At 34.2% G+C, this 15,379-nt stretch carries 18 protein-coding genes; 14 read left to right on the forward strand and 4 right to left on the reverse strand.

Annotated elements, in window-relative coordinates:
• Window positions 1-23: 23 nt before the first annotated feature.
• The 3 genes from OK344_RS05145 to OK344_RS05155 are packed head-to-tail and all read right to left on the reverse strand — an operon-like array spanning window position 24 to window position 1,441.
• Window positions 24-461: a hypothetical protein gene (locus OK344_RS05145; protein ID WP_265143771.1), complete on the reverse strand. Its 438-nt coding sequence runs from the start codon at window positions 459-461 to the stop codon at window positions 24-26.
• Complete coding sequence (locus OK344_RS05150) at window positions 430-879, reverse strand: helix-turn-helix domain-containing protein (RefSeq protein WP_265143772.1); 450 nt, start codon at window positions 877-879, stop codon at window positions 430-432. Before OK344_RS05150 ends, OK344_RS05145 begins: the two co-directional genes overlap by 32 nt.
• Window positions 880-892: 13 nt before the next feature.
• A complete protein-coding gene (locus OK344_RS05155) occupies window positions 893-1,441 on the reverse strand; it encodes a hypothetical protein (RefSeq protein WP_265143773.1) in 549 nt (182 codons plus the stop codon).
• A 177-nt stretch (window positions 1,442-1,618) separates the two neighbouring features.
• Here OK344_RS05155 and OK344_RS05160 point away from each other — a divergent pair, with 177 nt between their 5' ends.
• The 11 genes from OK344_RS05160 to OK344_RS05210 all read left to right on the forward strand — a co-directional run bounded on the left by OK344_RS05160 (window position 1,619) and on the right by OK344_RS05210 (window position 11,875).
• The gene (locus OK344_RS05160) at window positions 1,619-3,073 is read left to right on the forward strand and encodes a type I restriction-modification system subunit M (RefSeq protein WP_265143774.1); all 1,455 of its coding nucleotides are present in this window, start codon (window positions 1,619-1,621) and stop codon (window positions 3,071-3,073) included.
• 9 nt (window positions 3,074-3,082) lie between these two features.
• Complete coding sequence (locus tag OK344_RS05165) at window positions 3,083-4,195, forward strand: restriction endonuclease subunit S (protein WP_265143775.1); 1,113 nt, start codon at window positions 3,083-3,085, stop codon at window positions 4,193-4,195.
• Between the two features lie 29 nt (window positions 4,196-4,224).
• On the forward strand, window positions 4,225-4,674 hold the full coding sequence (locus OK344_RS05170; RefSeq protein WP_265143776.1) for a hypothetical protein: 450 nt from the start codon (window positions 4,225-4,227) through the stop codon (window positions 4,672-4,674).
• Between the two features lie 59 nt (window positions 4,675-4,733).
• Window positions 4,734-8,078, forward strand: a complete 3,345-nt coding sequence (locus OK344_RS05175) for a DEAD/DEAH box helicase family protein (RefSeq protein WP_265143777.1) — start codon at window positions 4,734-4,736, stop codon at window positions 8,076-8,078.
• Window positions 8,079-8,096: 18 nt separating this feature from the next.
• Window positions 8,097-8,420, forward strand: a complete 324-nt coding sequence (locus OK344_RS05180; RefSeq protein ID WP_265143778.1) for a hypothetical protein — start codon at window positions 8,097-8,099, stop codon at window positions 8,418-8,420.
• A 13-nt stretch (window positions 8,421-8,433) separates the two neighbouring features.
• Window positions 8,434-8,688, forward strand: coding sequence for a hypothetical protein (locus OK344_RS05185; protein WP_265143779.1), 255 nt, complete (start codon window positions 8,434-8,436; stop codon window positions 8,686-8,688).
• A 24-nt stretch (window positions 8,689-8,712) separates the two neighbouring features.
• Window positions 8,713-9,090: a KTSC domain-containing protein gene (locus tag OK344_RS05190; RefSeq protein ID WP_265143780.1), complete on the forward strand. Its 378-nt coding sequence runs from the start codon at window positions 8,713-8,715 to the stop codon at window positions 9,088-9,090.
• Between the two features lie 303 nt (window positions 9,091-9,393).
• Window positions 9,394-10,287, forward strand: a complete 894-nt coding sequence (locus tag OK344_RS05195; protein ID WP_265143781.1) for a WG repeat-containing protein — start codon at window positions 9,394-9,396, stop codon at window positions 10,285-10,287.
• Between the two features lie 377 nt (window positions 10,288-10,664).
• Entirely contained in the window at window positions 10,665-11,039 is a 375-nt protein-coding gene (locus OK344_RS05200) for a hypothetical protein (RefSeq protein WP_055041862.1), read from the forward strand.
• Window positions 11,040-11,138: 99 nt separating this feature from the next.
• Window positions 11,139-11,579 carry a JAB domain-containing protein gene (locus tag OK344_RS05205; RefSeq protein WP_265143783.1) on the forward strand — a complete coding sequence of 147 codons (441 nt, stop codon included), beginning with the start codon at window positions 11,139-11,141 and terminating at the stop codon, window positions 11,577-11,579.
• Window positions 11,580-11,668: 89 nt separating this feature from the next.
• Complete coding sequence (locus tag OK344_RS05210; protein ID WP_265143784.1) at window positions 11,669-11,875, forward strand: hypothetical protein; 207 nt, start codon at window positions 11,669-11,671, stop codon at window positions 11,873-11,875.
• Between the two features lie 51 nt (window positions 11,876-11,926).
• Here OK344_RS05210 and OK344_RS05215 read toward each other — a convergent pair whose 3' ends face one another.
• Entirely contained in the window at window positions 11,927-12,043 is a 117-nt protein-coding gene (locus tag OK344_RS05215; protein WP_306400448.1) for a helix-turn-helix domain-containing protein, read from the reverse strand.
• Between the two features lie 330 nt (window positions 12,044-12,373).
• Here OK344_RS05215 and OK344_RS05220 point away from each other — a divergent pair, with 330 nt between their 5' ends.
• The 3 genes from OK344_RS05220 (at window position 12,374) to OK344_RS05230 (ending at window position 15,367) form a co-directional block, all read left to right on the forward strand.
• Window positions 12,374-12,721 carry a hypothetical protein gene (locus OK344_RS05220; protein WP_265143785.1) on the forward strand — a complete coding sequence of 116 codons (348 nt, stop codon included), beginning with the start codon at window positions 12,374-12,376 and terminating at the stop codon, window positions 12,719-12,721.
• 53 nt (window positions 12,722-12,774) lie between these two features.
• Window positions 12,775-13,161: a hypothetical protein gene (locus OK344_RS05225; RefSeq protein WP_265143786.1), complete on the forward strand. Its 387-nt coding sequence runs from the start codon at window positions 12,775-12,777 to the stop codon at window positions 13,159-13,161.
• Window positions 13,162-13,831: 670 nt separating this feature from the next.
• Entirely contained in the window at window positions 13,832-15,367 is a 1,536-nt protein-coding gene (locus OK344_RS05230) for a YifB family Mg chelatase-like AAA ATPase (protein ID WP_088468322.1), read from the forward strand.
• Window positions 15,368-15,379 lie beyond the last annotated feature (12 nt).

Genomic DNA, 15,379 nt, shown 5'->3' on the forward strand with positions numbered 1-15,379 from the left:
GCTTTTACTTACTCAGGTTATTTTTAATAATCTAGAATTATATCCTCTTTGAAAATATCCTTTAATTCATTTAGTGGAATAATGAATTTCTGATATTTATTTCCGTCTGTCTTTTCATATAAAATCCCTCTGGTAGTAGAAATTGTAATTTCAACAAGAGATTTCATGAAATTAGCGGGAAAACTGTATTGCTTTTTACTTTTTACTTTAAGTTTTTTTAAGCTAGTCTCTTTAATACTGAAAAGACAAATAACTTCAATAATTATAAATAATTTCTTCTTAGAGAATAGTTGAACTTTATATTGACAACCTAATACTGAAGTTTCGTTATCAAAGCCAAATCCATAATCTGCATTTATTGTAATATCTTCTTCAAGGACTTCACCTACATCGAAAGTAGCAAATTGAAGTGTATCAATATCAATTATTCTAAAAAGAATATTTGTTGTATTTTTTTCCATGAGTTGCTCTACTTTGAGTGCTTTTTAAGCTATCCTTATTAAATGTTTTAGGATCAAATAAACATGAACCAAATTCTTTAGAAACTCTAAACGATATTTCCGGCAAATCTGGTTTTTCTATAATTTGATTTATTTGTATTAGTTTAATACCTAATACTTTCTCAAGTTTATTAATAGTGTCCAGTTTAAAATTTTCCTGTCCTTTAACCCATTTGCTAATTTGCTGGGATGAAACCTTCATTCTTGAAGCTAATTCAGCTTGGCTTATTCCTTCCAATCTAATTTTTCTCAAAATTTTTAAAGCAATCTTTTGAGAGTCATCCCTCCAATCTTCTGCAATCTCTACAGAAGCATTCTCCAACCAATCACTTTTAATGAATGGTCCGTGTGCTTTTTTTAATTTTTCGTAATTAGTCATTTATATAATTGTATCAGTTTTTTATCTCTAGATATCCTAAATCAGTATCATCTTCTATGCCAAGTGACTTGAGGTAATCTCGCGCAATATTAAGTTTATCAAGTTGAGTTTCTGTATGATCTCTCTCCCCCATACTAGCAGTTAGTTTAATTGCACCACCAGTAATGATGAAACAGTTCCTGCCAAATCTTATAGCATAAATCCTAAGCCAAGATTTTCTGTTTGGTCCATAGCTTTTATTTCTTTCAAGAGTTCTCTTTTCTTTATTAGTGAGTGGTTGGAAAAGTTCATCTAGTGTTTTAGGTGACTTGTTATTTGCTGTATTTAAAATAATTTTTTTAAACTTTCTTGATTCCTCTAGTGTCTTTAAAACTGCATCCTCAACACTTATACTCCAAAAATCACCGGCTAGATCAGATTGATTTTCTTCAAAAAATTCTTCTAAATACTCTACATCACCCCATCTTTTAAAGCATAACTGAAAGCAATCACAGCTTTCACCTTCGTAACTAAAAGCCAGAAGACGTTCTTTTACATGCTCAAAGATAGTCAAATTATCCACAAATCAACCTACAGGTTTATTTTTTTCAATGATTTTTGAAAAATTCTACATAAAATAGAACCTTTATAATAACATACAATAGTGCGAAAAAAAATTTAATGGTGCAACCTATCTATAAAATTTCATTATTCATGGTCTTGTTGATTTTTCCCTAAATTGCACCTTCTAAAACCCATTATGTTCACACAAGAATTACAATCCAAAATAGACCAGGTATGGTTAGCTTTTCACAGTGGGGGGTTATCTAATCCTCTTTCTGTAATAGAGCAAATTACATTTTTACTTTTCATAAAGCAGCTTGATGAACTCCAGAACAGAGTTGAACAGGAAGCTTCTATTACAGGGGAACTCATTAATCCAATTTACTCTGAGTTTGATAAAGAACTAAGATGGAGCTACTTCAAAAATCTTTCTCCCGAGGAAATGTATAAATCTTTCCAAAAAGAAAATGGGGTGTTTGATTTTATGAAAGCTTATGGTGGGAAAAGTTCGTCTTTCTCCAAGTTCATGAAAAATGCAAATTTCATTATACCTACAGCAAGACTACTTGCTCAGGTAGTAGAAATGCTGGATAAAATTGACATGCAGGATAAAGACACCAAAGGTGATGTGTATGAGTACATGTTAAGTAAAATAGCTACTGCAGGTAGTAACGGACAGTTCAGAACTCCCAGACACATCATCAAAATGATGGTGGAAATGATGCAGCCTACTCTGGATGATATCATTTGTGATCCTTCAGCAGGAAGTTGTGGTTTTCTGGTAGGAGCTGCAGAATATATCCAGAGCAATTACAAACAGGAGATCCTTAAACCTGCCGTACAAAACCATTTTCTGAATGAAATGTTTTTAGGGATGGAGTTTGATCCTACCATGATTAGAATTGGTGCGATGAACCTTATTCTGCATGGTATTGAAAACCCTCAGTTGAAAGATGTAGATTCTTTATCCCAAAGCAACGCTGATTTTGAGGAAAAAGCTTCTCTAATTCTGGCAAATCCTCCATTTAAAGGAAGTTTGGATAAAGATGCTGTAGATGAAAAAGTAATAGCCATGGTAGATTCTAAAAAGACTGAACTGCTCTTTTTAGGACTGATGCTGAAAGGCTTGAAGATAGGTGGAAGATGTGCAGTAATTGTACCAGATGGGGTCTTATTTGGCTCTTCTGGAGCTCATAAAAAGATTAGAAAGGAGTTGGTGGAGAACCAAACCTTAGAAGCTATAATTTCTATGCCAAGTGGGGTTTTTAAACCTTATGCAGGAGTTTCTACAGCTATTTTAATTTTTACAAAAACCAATGCAGGAGGTACAGATAAGGTTTGGTTTTATGACATGAAAGCTGATGGATATTCTTTGGATGATAAAAGAACGCCTACTACAGCTAATGACATCCCAGATGTAATAGAAAGGTTCTTAAACAGAGCTAAAGAGGACAGAGCCAGAACAGAACCAAGCTTTGTAGTGCCTAAAAAAGAAATTGCAGCCAATGGGTATGATTTGAGCATTAATAAATACAAAGAAGTGGAATATGAGCAGAAAATTTATGCCAAGCCTGTAGAGATTATTTCTAAAATTCAAAAGTTAGATAGCGAAAGGTTAAATCTTTTAAATGATCTAAAAACTTTAATTTAAGCTACGGGCATGAATTATACAATAGGAGAGCTTTTTAAGATAAGAAAGGGCAAAAAAGCTGAAGAAAAAGCAGATGGGAGTTTTAATTACATAACCATTGAAAATCTACACTCAAGGAGATATAACCATAGAACAAGCTCTAATGGTGTTTTTGTTCAAAAAGAGGACATTCTCATTGCTTGGGATGGTGCAAATGCCGGGCTAGTTGGAACGAGCTTAGAAGGTATTATAGGAAGCACTTTAGCACAGTTAAAGCTTGAAGAACATTTTAAAGATACGGTTGACACATATTATGTTTATAGGTATCTAGACTCTAATTTTGAATTAATTAAATCTAAGAGAACTGGAGCAACAATTCCTCACGTAAATGGAGTTGACCTAAAGGCAATGATAATTCCTCTTCCACCTTTATCCACCCAAAAAGCAATTGCAGAAAAACTAGATAAAGCTGATGCCTTAAGAAAAAAAGACAAAGAACTTCTTGCTCAATATGATGACTTAGCCCAAAGTATTTTTATTGATATGTTTGGTGATCCCACCCTAAATGAAAAAGGATGGCAGAAACTGAAGTTGGAGAAATTAATGAAGATAAGAAGAGGTGCGTCACCCAGACCTATTGAAAAATTTATTGGAGATGATGTTAGTTGGATAAAAATTGGAGATGCTACTGATGGTGATAATATATACTTAAATTCAACTAAGGTTAGGATAACAGAGGAAGGTGCAAAAAAGAGTGTTTTCTTGAAAAAAGGCAGTATGGTATTTGCCAATTGTGGGGTAAGTTTAGGCTTTTGCAGAATTTTAAATATTGAAGGATGTATTCATGATGGCTGGCTGTCATTTGAAGAAATTGATGAAAATGTGATTAATAAATTTTATCTGTTGAAAGGAATTAATTTTCTAACAGATTATTTTAGAAGGACTGCACCCGATGGGACACAGCCTAATTTAAACACTTCAATTATGAAGAATTTTGAAATAGCTGTTCCTCCTATGGAATTACAGAATCACTTTGTAGAAATAACCCATAATATTGAAACTCAAAAATCTATAGTTAAACAACAGGCACAACAGTCTGAAGATTTATTCCAGGCTTTATTGCAGGAGAGTTTTAATTTTTAATTAACAATCGAAATATAAAAAAACACATTATGAAAACTAAAATTTTTGCCTTTTTCTTCTTATTATTTCTTCACTCTTTTTCTGCTCAAGAACTAAATTATAATGTCCTTAAAACATTGACAAATATTTCTTTTGTATCCGTAGATGAATATATGATCAATGCCAATGGCTTCAGAAAAATTAAAGAAGAAAATAATGGGAAAACAATATCTTACGGAAGAAGTGATAAAGACATTGGTAATTTAGTTTTTCTAAAGATAATTTCAAGTCCTAAATTTCCCTACAATGGATTGGAGATACTTACTGGGAGAAACACAAATATCAGTGCAATCAAAAGAGAAATCTTAAGTGATGGTTTTGTATATAATGGTAATAAGATGGGGTTTTTAATTTATAATAAAGACAATACTTCATATCTGATTAAAGAAAATTATAATGAAGTTGGGGCAAATCAAATAATGTTTATTTTTGGAGAATAAACATTTGCAAACCAAGGGATTAAATTTAATTTCCTATTTTTATCATAAACTAAAAACTAGTGAGTAATTTCTACAACTATCCTGCACAGTTTGAAACCATTATTTCTTCTGCTAAAGAAGCAGAGAAATATCTGCATGAAAATTTAGAAGTTACAGGTTTATATCTTAGAAAAACCCTGGAGCAATGGGTGCATTTCATCTATGAAAATGAGCCCAGTCTTAAGCTTCCCTACGATACAAGTATTAATTCTTTAATGAAAGATACTTCATTTGTAGATGTATTAGATAATCCCACTTTGCTTAATATGATGCATGCCATCAGGCAGTTAGGCAACAAGGCAGTACATAATACAGGGAAAACAAAGATTACAGAATCTCAGGCAATTCATACCCTTAATCTTCTTCAAAACGTAAGTTATTACCTGATGTCTCTCTACAATGAAGAGCATGTTGTAAAACCTAAATTTGAGGAAGATCTTATTCCATTACCTGTAAGTTTACAGAACAAAAAACAGGAAGAACTCATCTTAAAACTGCAGAAAGAACTTCAGGATAAAGCAGAACTGGAAAAACAGCTTGTTGAGGTTCAGAAAGAAAGGGAATCCAACAGAAAAGACACCCAGAAAACCATTCTTCCACCTGTAGATCCCAATGAAGCTAAAACAAGGGAACTTCTTATTGATTATATGCTGGAAGAAGCAGGATGGGATTTATCCTTAGCTAATGTACAGGAATTTAAGGTTAAAGGAATGCCCAATAATTTGGAAGAAGGATATGCTGATTATGTACTTTGGGGCAATGATGGGAAACCTTTGGCTGTAGTAGAAGCTAAAAGAACTTCCAGAGATTATAATTCAGGAAGACACCAGGCTGAACTGTATGCAAAATGCCTGGAAAATGAATTTGGACAGCTTCCCAATATCTTCCTTACCAACGGATATGAAATTTCTTATTATGACTGGAATTATCCCATAAGACCTGTAAATGGATATTATACTAAAGATGAACTGATCTTAAACATACAGAGAAGAACTTCAAAGCATCATCTTAATGACATTACAATAGATGAAGATATTACCAACAGGTATTATCAGATAGAAGCAATTAAATCTGTAGCTGAAAGATTTGAAGCCAGACACAGAGGAGCTTTATTAGTGATGGCTACAGGTACAGGTAAGACAAGAACTGCTGCTGCACTGATAGATATTTTATCTAAAGCGAACTGGGCTAAAAGAGTTCTGTTTTTAGCTGATAGAACAGCTTTGGTAACTCAGGCTAAAAATAACCTCAATGATTATCTTTCAAATCTGCCTTCAGTTAATCTGGTTAATGAAAAAGAAGATACAGGAAGCAGGGTAATTTTTTCTACTTACCAGACCTTAATAAATCTGATAGACAATGAGAAATTAGATAGTTCTAAAGCTTATGGGGTTGGTCATTTTGATGTGATAATCTTTGATGAAATCCATAGATCAGTTTATAATAAATACAAAGCAATTTTTAACTACTTCGACGGGTTAAAGATTGGACTTACAGCCACACCAGTAGATTTTTCAGAGAAAAACACTTATGAACTCTTTGGTTTAACTACGGGTAACCCTACCTACAATTATGACTTAACTAAAGCAGTAGATGATGGATATTTGGTGCCTTATAAATCATTCTCTGTTCAGACTAAATTTCAGAGAGATGGGATCAAATATGCTGATCTTACTGAAGAAGAAAAGCTTGAATATGAAGAAAAGTTCGGAGATCCTATTACAGGAGAATATCCAGATGAAATAGAATCTACTGCCTTAGATCAATGGATTTATAATACCAATACTGCAGATGCCATTTTGGAATATCTGATGGAAAATGGGATTAAGGTTGAAAACAACAGCAAACTGGGTAAAACCATCATCTTTGCTAAAAAGCATGAGCATGCTGAATTCCTGAGAAAAAGGTTCAATGCCAATTACCCTGAATTGAATGATCAGTTTTTAAAGGTTATTGATTACCAGACAGAATACAGACATGATTTGCTTAGTGACTTCAAGATCAAACATAAAAGTCCACAAATAGCCTGTTCAGTAGATATGTTAGATACAGGGATAGATGTTCCTGAAGTGGTGAATCTGGTATTTCTAAAACCTGTAAAAAGTAGAGTGAAATTCTGGCAAATGATAGGGAGAGGTACAAGATTGTGCCATAACCTCTTTGGACATGAAGACCACAAAAAGGATTTTCTAATCCTGGATTTCTGTCAGAATTTTGAGTTCTTCTTAGAAAATCCAAGGGGAGTAACAGCTCTAAAACAAAAGTCTTTAGCGGAGAAATTATTTTCTTTAAGATTGCAGGTAAGCCAGATCCTTATGGAGCAGGATGATGAGTTGAAGAAACTTGGTAATGATATGATATCTTATCTGCACCAACAGGTTACCAATCTATATCAGGAGAAAAGGACAAGTTTCATTGTAAGACCTCATCTGAAAATAATAGAAAAATACCAGGATAAAAACAAATGGTTGAATATAACCAGTGTTGAATATCAGGACATCATAGACAATATAGCACACTTGGTTTATGACAAAGATCCAGACAATTCTGCATTGTCTTTTGACTTAATGATGCTGGATTTTATGCTGTCTCACCTTAATGGAGATAAGAAGCAGATGTTCTTTATTACCCGAATGGTTAATATTTCAAACAAGCTTAAGAAGCAGTCCAATATACCTCAGGTTAATTCCAAGATAACCACCATTAAAGCCATCTCAGATGAATCTTACTGGAAAGATATTGATGCCTTACAGCTGGAGCATTTAAGAGTAGAATTAAGAAGCTTGATAAAGTTCCTTAGTGAAGAAACAAGAGGAACAGTCTACACCAGTTTAGAAGATAGTATTACTGCTGTATCAGAATCCCCTGAAATTTATGAAAGCAGGAGTTTTGACAAGGAGGCATACAAGGTGAAGATGGAGCAGTTCATTAAAGAAAACCAGTATGACCTTACCATAGATAAAATCAGGAAAAACATCAAAGTAACAAAAGATGATTTGGACTACATAGAAAAATTCCTGTTTGAGCAGGGATCAATGGGTTCCAAAGAAGTATTCAAAGAAGTATACGGAGAAAAACCTCTTGGGGAGTTTATTAGATCAGTAGTTGGATTAGATAAAGTAGAAGCTAAAAATGCTTTCTCCAGATTGGTAAATTTTGCCAGTCTTAACACCCACCAAATCCAGTTCATGGACCTCATCATAGATTACTTTTCTGTTAATGGAGTAATGGATGTAAAACAACTCTTCAACCCTCCTTTTTCTGACATCTATGCTGGTGGAATGATCAAACTTTTTGACAATGAAGTAGCCCTAAAGATTGCAGATACTGTCAAGGAGATAAATTCAAATTGTGTTGTGGCTTAACTGTTTAAATAAAATTATATGAGACATCTAAAAATTATTATTATTTCACTACTTCTCCTCTCTGTTCTAAGTTGTGGTGAAGAAATTAGCAGGCTTGAAAATGAATTAGAAGAGACTCAAGCTAAACTAGATGCAGCAGAGAAAAAAATTACTGAATACGAAATCCAATTAGAGGAAATTAATTCAAACATAGATAATGCAGAAGCAGCGGTTTCAACACTTGAAAGCGAAGTTAATGATTTTGGTATTGAAGAATGGGAGTATAATGTTCCTGATGTTGAGAGAGAGACTAGCAATGTGGCAAGTGCTATTGAAGAAATTAGAACTGCTGCAAACAATTAAAAAATAACAAAATATGAATAGATCAATTGCTATAAGTTTAATAGTAGGTAGTATTTTCGCTATAATTACAGGTGTCCTAACGAAACAAACTAAATATTATGATATATCCGATGGAACGAAAAAAGAAGTTCTTCAAAGTGAATATCCCAATAATCAGCAAACTAGCTATAATTCAACATTAATACTTGTCAGCCTAATAGGAGGAATTGGAGTAGGCTATTTATGTTCAGATATAATTGAAAAAAGAATGAAGAATTTGAGCAAATAATTTCGCATATAAACACCAAAATTCGTGATAAAATTTTATACTATAATTATTCTTTTACTAACTTTTAGTTGTAGCAAGGAAAAACAGAATATTTCAGAATGCTCTCAAATAACTACACCTTTTACAACCTATAATGAGGCTAAAAATACTGTAGAGTCAGTAGATTTTAAATATACCGATGAGGTAGATACTTCTAAAAGCTCGTGGATTAGAGGGGCTCAGTACTACAGCTGTAATGGTGAAACAGGCTATTTGGTTTATCAAACTGATAAAAAAGAATATATCCATCAGGAAGTTCCAGTGGAGGTTTGGGAAGAATTTAAAAATGCTGAATCATTTGGGAGTTTTTATAATAAAAACCTTAAACATAAATACAGAGTAGTTCCCCAAAGTGCAGAATAAAAAAAGGCTACAGTTTGAGTTTTTTCAAGAAAATTCTACACAGATCTGAAGGTATCAGGTAATTTCAAAACTGATCAGCCAATTTTTGATGAATTAGCCTACTATGTGGGGGCTATAGATCATCACACTTTAAAAGAAATCTCCACAGTACATTTAACAACCTTAGAAATACTGGAAATTCTTTGAAAAAAAAGTAAGAGAATATGCTGATGAAAAATCTGAATTTGTAAAACAACTCGCCATATATGCACATTTTGTACATTTGGAAGCAGAGCAGAATTCTACCAAAAACAATATTAGATTATGGAAAAAGGACAAAAACTATCAATTGAACTTTATTCTGAACCCCATTATACTGAGGTTAATATTAGTGATAATTTCTCTCCAGAGGAAAAAGTTTTTGATGTTTTAGCGGAACATATTGCAGATGATTATTACTCTAACTATAGTCAGCCTAGGGTAAGTTTAACACTGCTTGAAAAATTTGAGATTCTTTGTAAAACTGTACGAGAAAAAATTTATGAATCTCGTGAAAACTATAATCACTATACTAAATTGAGTATAACATCTGTCGATGATAAGTTTGTGCTGGATATTTCAGAAGATAACCCTCAACTCTTCGATAAAATCAAAGTTCTGTCAAATAATTTTATACATGTGGTAGACTCAGGAAAACATGGTATATTAAATCAACAACAGGATGTTATTCTGCCCCTTAATTATGACAAAGTTTATACAGCTATTGAAGGGTATTTTGCAGCATTAAAAAACAATAAATACTTCATTTATGATTTAGAGGGTAAAGAGGTAATGGGAGATCTTGAAAAAGTCGGTAATAATTTTAATCCATTTGGTGCTGACCCAGAATACATTTGGCTGAAAAAAAATGGAAAATGGGGTTTATTTGATCAAAACTTGGCTCCAATCTTACCTTTTAGTCTGCCCTACGATTCTTGCGAAGTGATAAACTTTTACGATGAGGATATCTATATAGAAGTTCGTAAAAATGGTAAAACAGGGTTAATAAATGGACTCCTAAATATTACAATTATCCCTTTAAATCCTGATATCGAAAATATCTTTTTTGATAGAAAAACAAAAATTTATGTAGCATATAATAAGGACTTTGAAATTTTAGAAGTTTTGCCTTTAACGGAGATTAAAGACAATGAAGAAGATGGGATATCTCAAAGTTAATTTTTTTTAAAATTTTTTTTAACCTGACTAAATATTTACATAAACTGTATCTACAAATACCCCCACCCTCTTTTAAAAAAGAAATCTCCCCCGCCCGAATTATCAAACAGCTGTGTTTATTGTGGGGAGATATTTTCTTTTTCTTGTTGATTTTTAGGGCATTCGTAATCTCTCATAGAAAGAAAGTATACTTTAGTTTTCTCTCTTAAAGATTCAGGAGTTTCCTACACCCACTTGACATTCCCTACCACAGTTTCCCTTTCAAATTCTTATCAACACCCTGTCTTGGGATGTTGTTTCCCTTAATAGACTGAAAACCACAAACCCCTTGGCTAACTTCCACCAGGATAAAGTATTAACTCAAAAACTTTATCAAAATGAAAAAACATTTCAAAGGATTTGTAGCAAAAGTAGAATTGCTAAAATCAGCCATGGCTTCACCAGACAAAAATGGTCTAAACCCTGTTATCCTTATAGGTATTGCAGGAGAAATGCCCAGCAAATGTGTCCTTAGTGGAACTCTTGCTGAAAACATGGAACTGGAATATGGAGGAGTGTATCTGTTCAATGCAACAGAAACAGAGTACAGCCCAATGTATGGGAGAAACTTCAGATATGTAAGACTATCCCAAAAACTGAATCCTATTGAGATTCTTCAGTCTTCAGATTATGTGGGTAATCTCAAAGTGGTGGATGTAGACTCCAAAGTATCTGCTTCTGAAGCAGAATTGGAAACAGTTGAAACATTGTAAAACCTTGGCTCCTCGTAAAGGGGAGCCTTTTATCCTACATTTTTTTATTATTCAATATTAGCATTACAAAAAAAGTGGGATGAACTAAACTAATATTTTATGGAAACCACAATCAATGAAATTCAGGTAAGTTACACTTCAAAATTCCTTTCTCCTCACCCAATATCCACAAGTAACGAAGCATTTCGTTATGCCATTAAAATCTGGAATAGAGATACTATTGACCTGTTTGAAGAGTTCAAGGTACTCTATTTAAACAAGAGTAATATGGTAATTGGATATTATTCTCTGGGAAAAGGAGGTATAGATTTCTGTTCAGTAGATGTAAGACTTCTTTTATCAGTAGCTCTTACAACCAATTCAACTGGTTTTATAATAGTTCATAACCACCCCAGTGGAAAACTAATGCCCAGTGCAGCAGATAAAAAGATTACAAAACAGATTCATGATTGCTGTAAAATCATGAACTTAGTACTTTTAGACCATTTAATAATCAGCAGCTCAGGATATTTTAGCTTTATGGATGAATGTATGATATAAACGAATAGGTTTTTTACTAAATTTACAACGTTGCGATTTATGGCAGATATTATATTATAGCTTTTTTTTAAACTTTAAACAATTAATTTATGGAAGATTATATTCACTATCTTGATTCAGCAGCTATTTCATTAGGAGATGTGCATTTCAGAAATGGGGACTTTGCCCTGGCTTCCAGTTCTTACACAAAGGCCTTGAACCTTTTAGAAAGATATAATGGAGATAGTATGGTAGCACTTGAGACAGCTGCTTATTTATCCAGAAGAATAAAGGAGTGCAACGCTAAGTCAACGTAAGGAAAACACCTCCATACAGTAGGAAGTCATTCACAGAGTAGAGTAATACCCTTAGTCCTTAAGTAGGTCTAATATGGATACCTCCAAAGCATCAGCTAACCTGTAAAGAGTGAAGATGGTGGGATTGGTTCTACCAGCTTCAATTCTTGAAATATTGGTTACATCAATATCACATGCATCCTAGCCACTAAGTCCAGTTGAGTAAGACCTTTTTCAAGTCTTACTTTTCTGATCTTTTTACCAATATCTTTTAAAATTTCCGCTTTATCCACCTGCCATTTTTGACAGGTTAAAAATGAATAATAAATACGTCTAACGAAATGCCATATATGGCAATGCCATTATTATGAAAACATTTTTACTAAAAATGATTATATTGGTAGTGAAATTTTTCCAAACCAAAGGTCACTATCAATCCGTGTAATTACAATATGGAAAATCCTGATGAAAAAAAAGATTTTGAAGATCTGATCAAATTTGCTGAAATAATCAATTTATATGGGAAAAGAAACGAAATTGGAACGCTTTGAAAATATTGCAGGAGCAGTAGGTAATGTTATTATCGCTTTATTTGAAGATATATTAAGAGTATTGACGTATAAAGATGGTAAGTATCAATATATATGGGGTTCCTTCCTTTTTATGATAATTACCGCTGCGCCGGCGCTTTATTACTTATTTACTAATGACATGAAAAGTTATTACGAAATGGGAAGTTATGATGAAAACGGGGATTACTATTCACATCATAGCGTATTCCGTATTTCAATAGTACTTTTCTTGGGGTGCTTTGTTTTCTTTCTTGTAAAAGAAAGTCGAAAAATACTTAAGTCTTCAAGAAAGTAATTAATTAATGAAAGCCACTCTCCAATGAGTGGTTTTTTTAATACCGTTTATTCATGATTACACTACCATTTAAAATTGGGGAACAGTATGAAAAATGGGAATTCAATTTAGACATCACAATGGATATAATTGCAGGATATGATACATATACTGTCAGCAAGGACTTCTATTGTAGCGATTCAATATCTCAGATAGAATTAACTTTCGAAATGGATATTTTAGCTGTCATAAGGATTCTTTGTAGCAGAGCATTAAAAGAAAAACTACTGAAAAGCAACAAGAATATTATTACTTTATCTTGCACGAGAGACAATCAAGTCTTATATTTATGTACAGAAAACACTTATCTCTGGTTTGTATTAGAAGATAAGGAAGATGAGATTTTCCTTACCTATGGAAAACCTACAGCAATGAAAAAACTATTCAGTTTTTTACTTTAAAAGGCATACTTTTCGGCATACCATTATTGTAGTAATTTTATAAACCGTGATAAATAGAGAGATTTTGTAAGAAGGGTTCGAATCCCTCAGGACCCACAAACTCCTCAAGAAATTGAGGAGTTTTTTTTGTGCTTAGAATCTAACATTAGGTTTAATGGATTTCTTGCTCCTTTCTATATTTCACTTTTTTCCTTAAATTATTCCATTTTAGGTACCCTCCAGGTTACACAAAAATTTCTCAGGTTACAATATCAAATACCCATTAAATAAATGAAAACCTCAACACTATTCCTTATAAGAAATATATAATCAATGTAAAAGGTTATAAAATGTTCACAAATCGCAGTATTGAAAATTTATTTGGAAAATGCTAAAATACAGGTGTTTATAGAGTTGGCTGCGACAGGAAACCGTCATTTCTTATCAAATAAAACCTCCGGAACCACTTTTAATAAACATTTTAGAAAGGTTGAGCCGTAGTTGCCCCGTAGTCGCGCCGTAACATCCGGTATTCTTCTTAACGTCCCCTTCATATCCTCCCCATAAATACTTCAGGTCAACAGTATATCAAAAGGATAAGTTCTCATGCTTTTTAACGGTCCAAAAAAACAGAAAACCGGTTGCTGACTAATCACAAAAAAAATTATTAATTTTATCTCAAAACACAGATATGTTGGTAAAAATTTACGGAAGTGCCATTTTTGGAGTCTCTGCACAAACGATTACGATCGAAGTGAATGTAGATACTTCGGGAGTGGGATATCATTTGGTGGGCCTGCCCGATAATGCAATTAAAGAAAGCAGCTACCGCATTTCTGCGGCTTTAAAGAACGTCGGTTATAAAATTCCGGGCAAGAAGATTACCATCAACATGGCGCCCGCAGACCTGCGGAAAGAAGGCTCGGCATACGATCTCAGTATCGCTTTAGGCATTCTGGCCGCTTCAGAACAAATCAGAGCTGAAGACATCGGCGATTACATCATCATGGGAGAACTTTCGCTGGACGGTGGACTGTTGCCAATTAAAGGTGTTTTACCCATCGCCATAAAAGCCCGCGAAGAAGGTTTCAAAGGAATTATTTTACCTAAACAGAATATCCGTGAGGCAGCTATTGTAGATCAGCTGGAGGTTTACGGGATTGAAAACATCAGGGAAGTCATCGGTTTTTTTAATGAAGGAATTCCACTGGAAAGAACAACCATCGATACCCGCAAAGAGTTTCAGGATAAAATCAACTTCTTTTCCACCGATTTTTCTGAAGTGAAAGGCCAGGAAACCGCCAAACGCGCCATGGAAGTTGCGGCGGCAGGCGGGCACAACATTATCTTAATCGGTCCGCCAGGAAGCGGGAAAACGATGCTCGCAAAAAGAGTTCCGAGTATTCTTCCGCCTTTAACCCTGAAAGAAGCCTTAGAGACCACCAAAATACATTCGGTAGCAGGAAAAATAGGAACAGAGACTTCTTTGATGACCGTTAGACCCTTCAGAAGTCCGCACCATACCATCTCGGATGTGGCTTTAGTTGGTGGCGGAAGCTATCCGCAACCGGGAGAAATTTCCCTGGCGCACAACGGCGTTTTATTTCTGGATGAAATGCCCGAATTTAAAAGAACCGTCCTCGAAGTCATGCGCCAGCCCTTGGAAGACCGCGAAGTCACCATTTCACGCGCCAAATTTACCGTAAATTATCCCGCAAGCTTTATGCTGGTAGCAAGTATGAACCCCAGCCCGAGCGGTTATTTCCCAGATGACCCCAACAACACTTCGTCACAGTTTGAAATGCAGCGGTACATGAACAAACTTTCCGGACCGTTGCTCGACAGGATTGATATTCATATTGAAGTCCAGAAAGTGGAATTCGACCAGCTTTCTGACAAGAGAAAAGGTGAAAAGAGTGATGAAATCCGGAGCCGCGTTTTAAAAGCCCGCGAGATTCAGTCCAAAAGATACCATAACTCCGAAATTCATTACAACGCCCAAATGGGTCCCAGGGAAATTGAAAAATACTGTGAACTCGATGAAACCTCACAAAATCTCATCAAAACTGCCATGGAAAAACTAAATCTTTCGGCAAGAGCCTATGACAGAATCCTGAAAGTAGCCAGAACCATAGCAGATTTAGAACTCGAAGAGACGCTCAATTCAAGTCACATCGCAGAAGCCATTCAGTACAGAAGCCTCGACCGGGAATTTTGGAATGTATAACACACACAAAAT

Origin of the sequence: Kaistella yananensis (assembly GCF_026107505.2) — a bacterium.
Lineage (GTDB): Bacteria > Bacteroidota > Bacteroidia > Flavobacteriales > Weeksellaceae > Kaistella > Kaistella yananensis.

Coding starts and splice junctions, on each gene's coding strand:
- OK344_RS05145 (WP_265143771.1), bottom strand. CDS start 461: ATGGAAAAAAATACAACAAATATTCTTTTTAGAATAATTGATATTGAT.
- OK344_RS05150 (WP_265143772.1), bottom strand. CDS start 879: ATGACTAATTACGAAAAATTAAAAAAAGCACACGGACCATTCATTAAA.
- OK344_RS05160 (WP_265143774.1), top strand. CDS start 1,619: ATGTTCACACAAGAATTACAATCCAAAATAGACCAGGTATGGTTAGCT.
- OK344_RS05165 (WP_265143775.1), top strand. CDS start 3,083: ATGAATTATACAATAGGAGAGCTTTTTAAGATAAGAAAGGGCAAAAAA.
- OK344_RS05170 (WP_265143776.1), top strand. CDS start 4,225: ATGAAAACTAAAATTTTTGCCTTTTTCTTCTTATTATTTCTTCACTCT.
- OK344_RS05180 (WP_265143778.1), top strand. CDS start 8,097: ATGAGACATCTAAAAATTATTATTATTTCACTACTTCTCCTCTCTGTT.
- OK344_RS05185 (WP_265143779.1), top strand. CDS start 8,434: ATGAATAGATCAATTGCTATAAGTTTAATAGTAGGTAGTATTTTCGCT.
- OK344_RS05195 (WP_265143781.1), top strand. CDS start 9,394: ATGGAAAAAGGACAAAAACTATCAATTGAACTTTATTCTGAACCCCAT.
- OK344_RS05200 (WP_055041862.1), top strand. CDS start 10,665: ATGAAAAAACATTTCAAAGGATTTGTAGCAAAAGTAGAATTGCTAAAA.
- OK344_RS05205 (WP_265143783.1), top strand. CDS start 11,139: ATGGAAACCACAATCAATGAAATTCAGGTAAGTTACACTTCAAAATTC.
- OK344_RS05210 (WP_265143784.1), top strand. CDS start 11,669: ATGGAAGATTATATTCACTATCTTGATTCAGCAGCTATTTCATTAGGA.
- OK344_RS05220 (WP_265143785.1), top strand. CDS start 12,374: ATGGGAAAAGAAACGAAATTGGAACGCTTTGAAAATATTGCAGGAGCA.
- OK344_RS05225 (WP_265143786.1), top strand. CDS start 12,775: ATGATTACACTACCATTTAAAATTGGGGAACAGTATGAAAAATGGGAA.
- OK344_RS05230 (WP_088468322.1), top strand. CDS start 13,832: ATGTTGGTAAAAATTTACGGAAGTGCCATTTTTGGAGTCTCTGCACAA.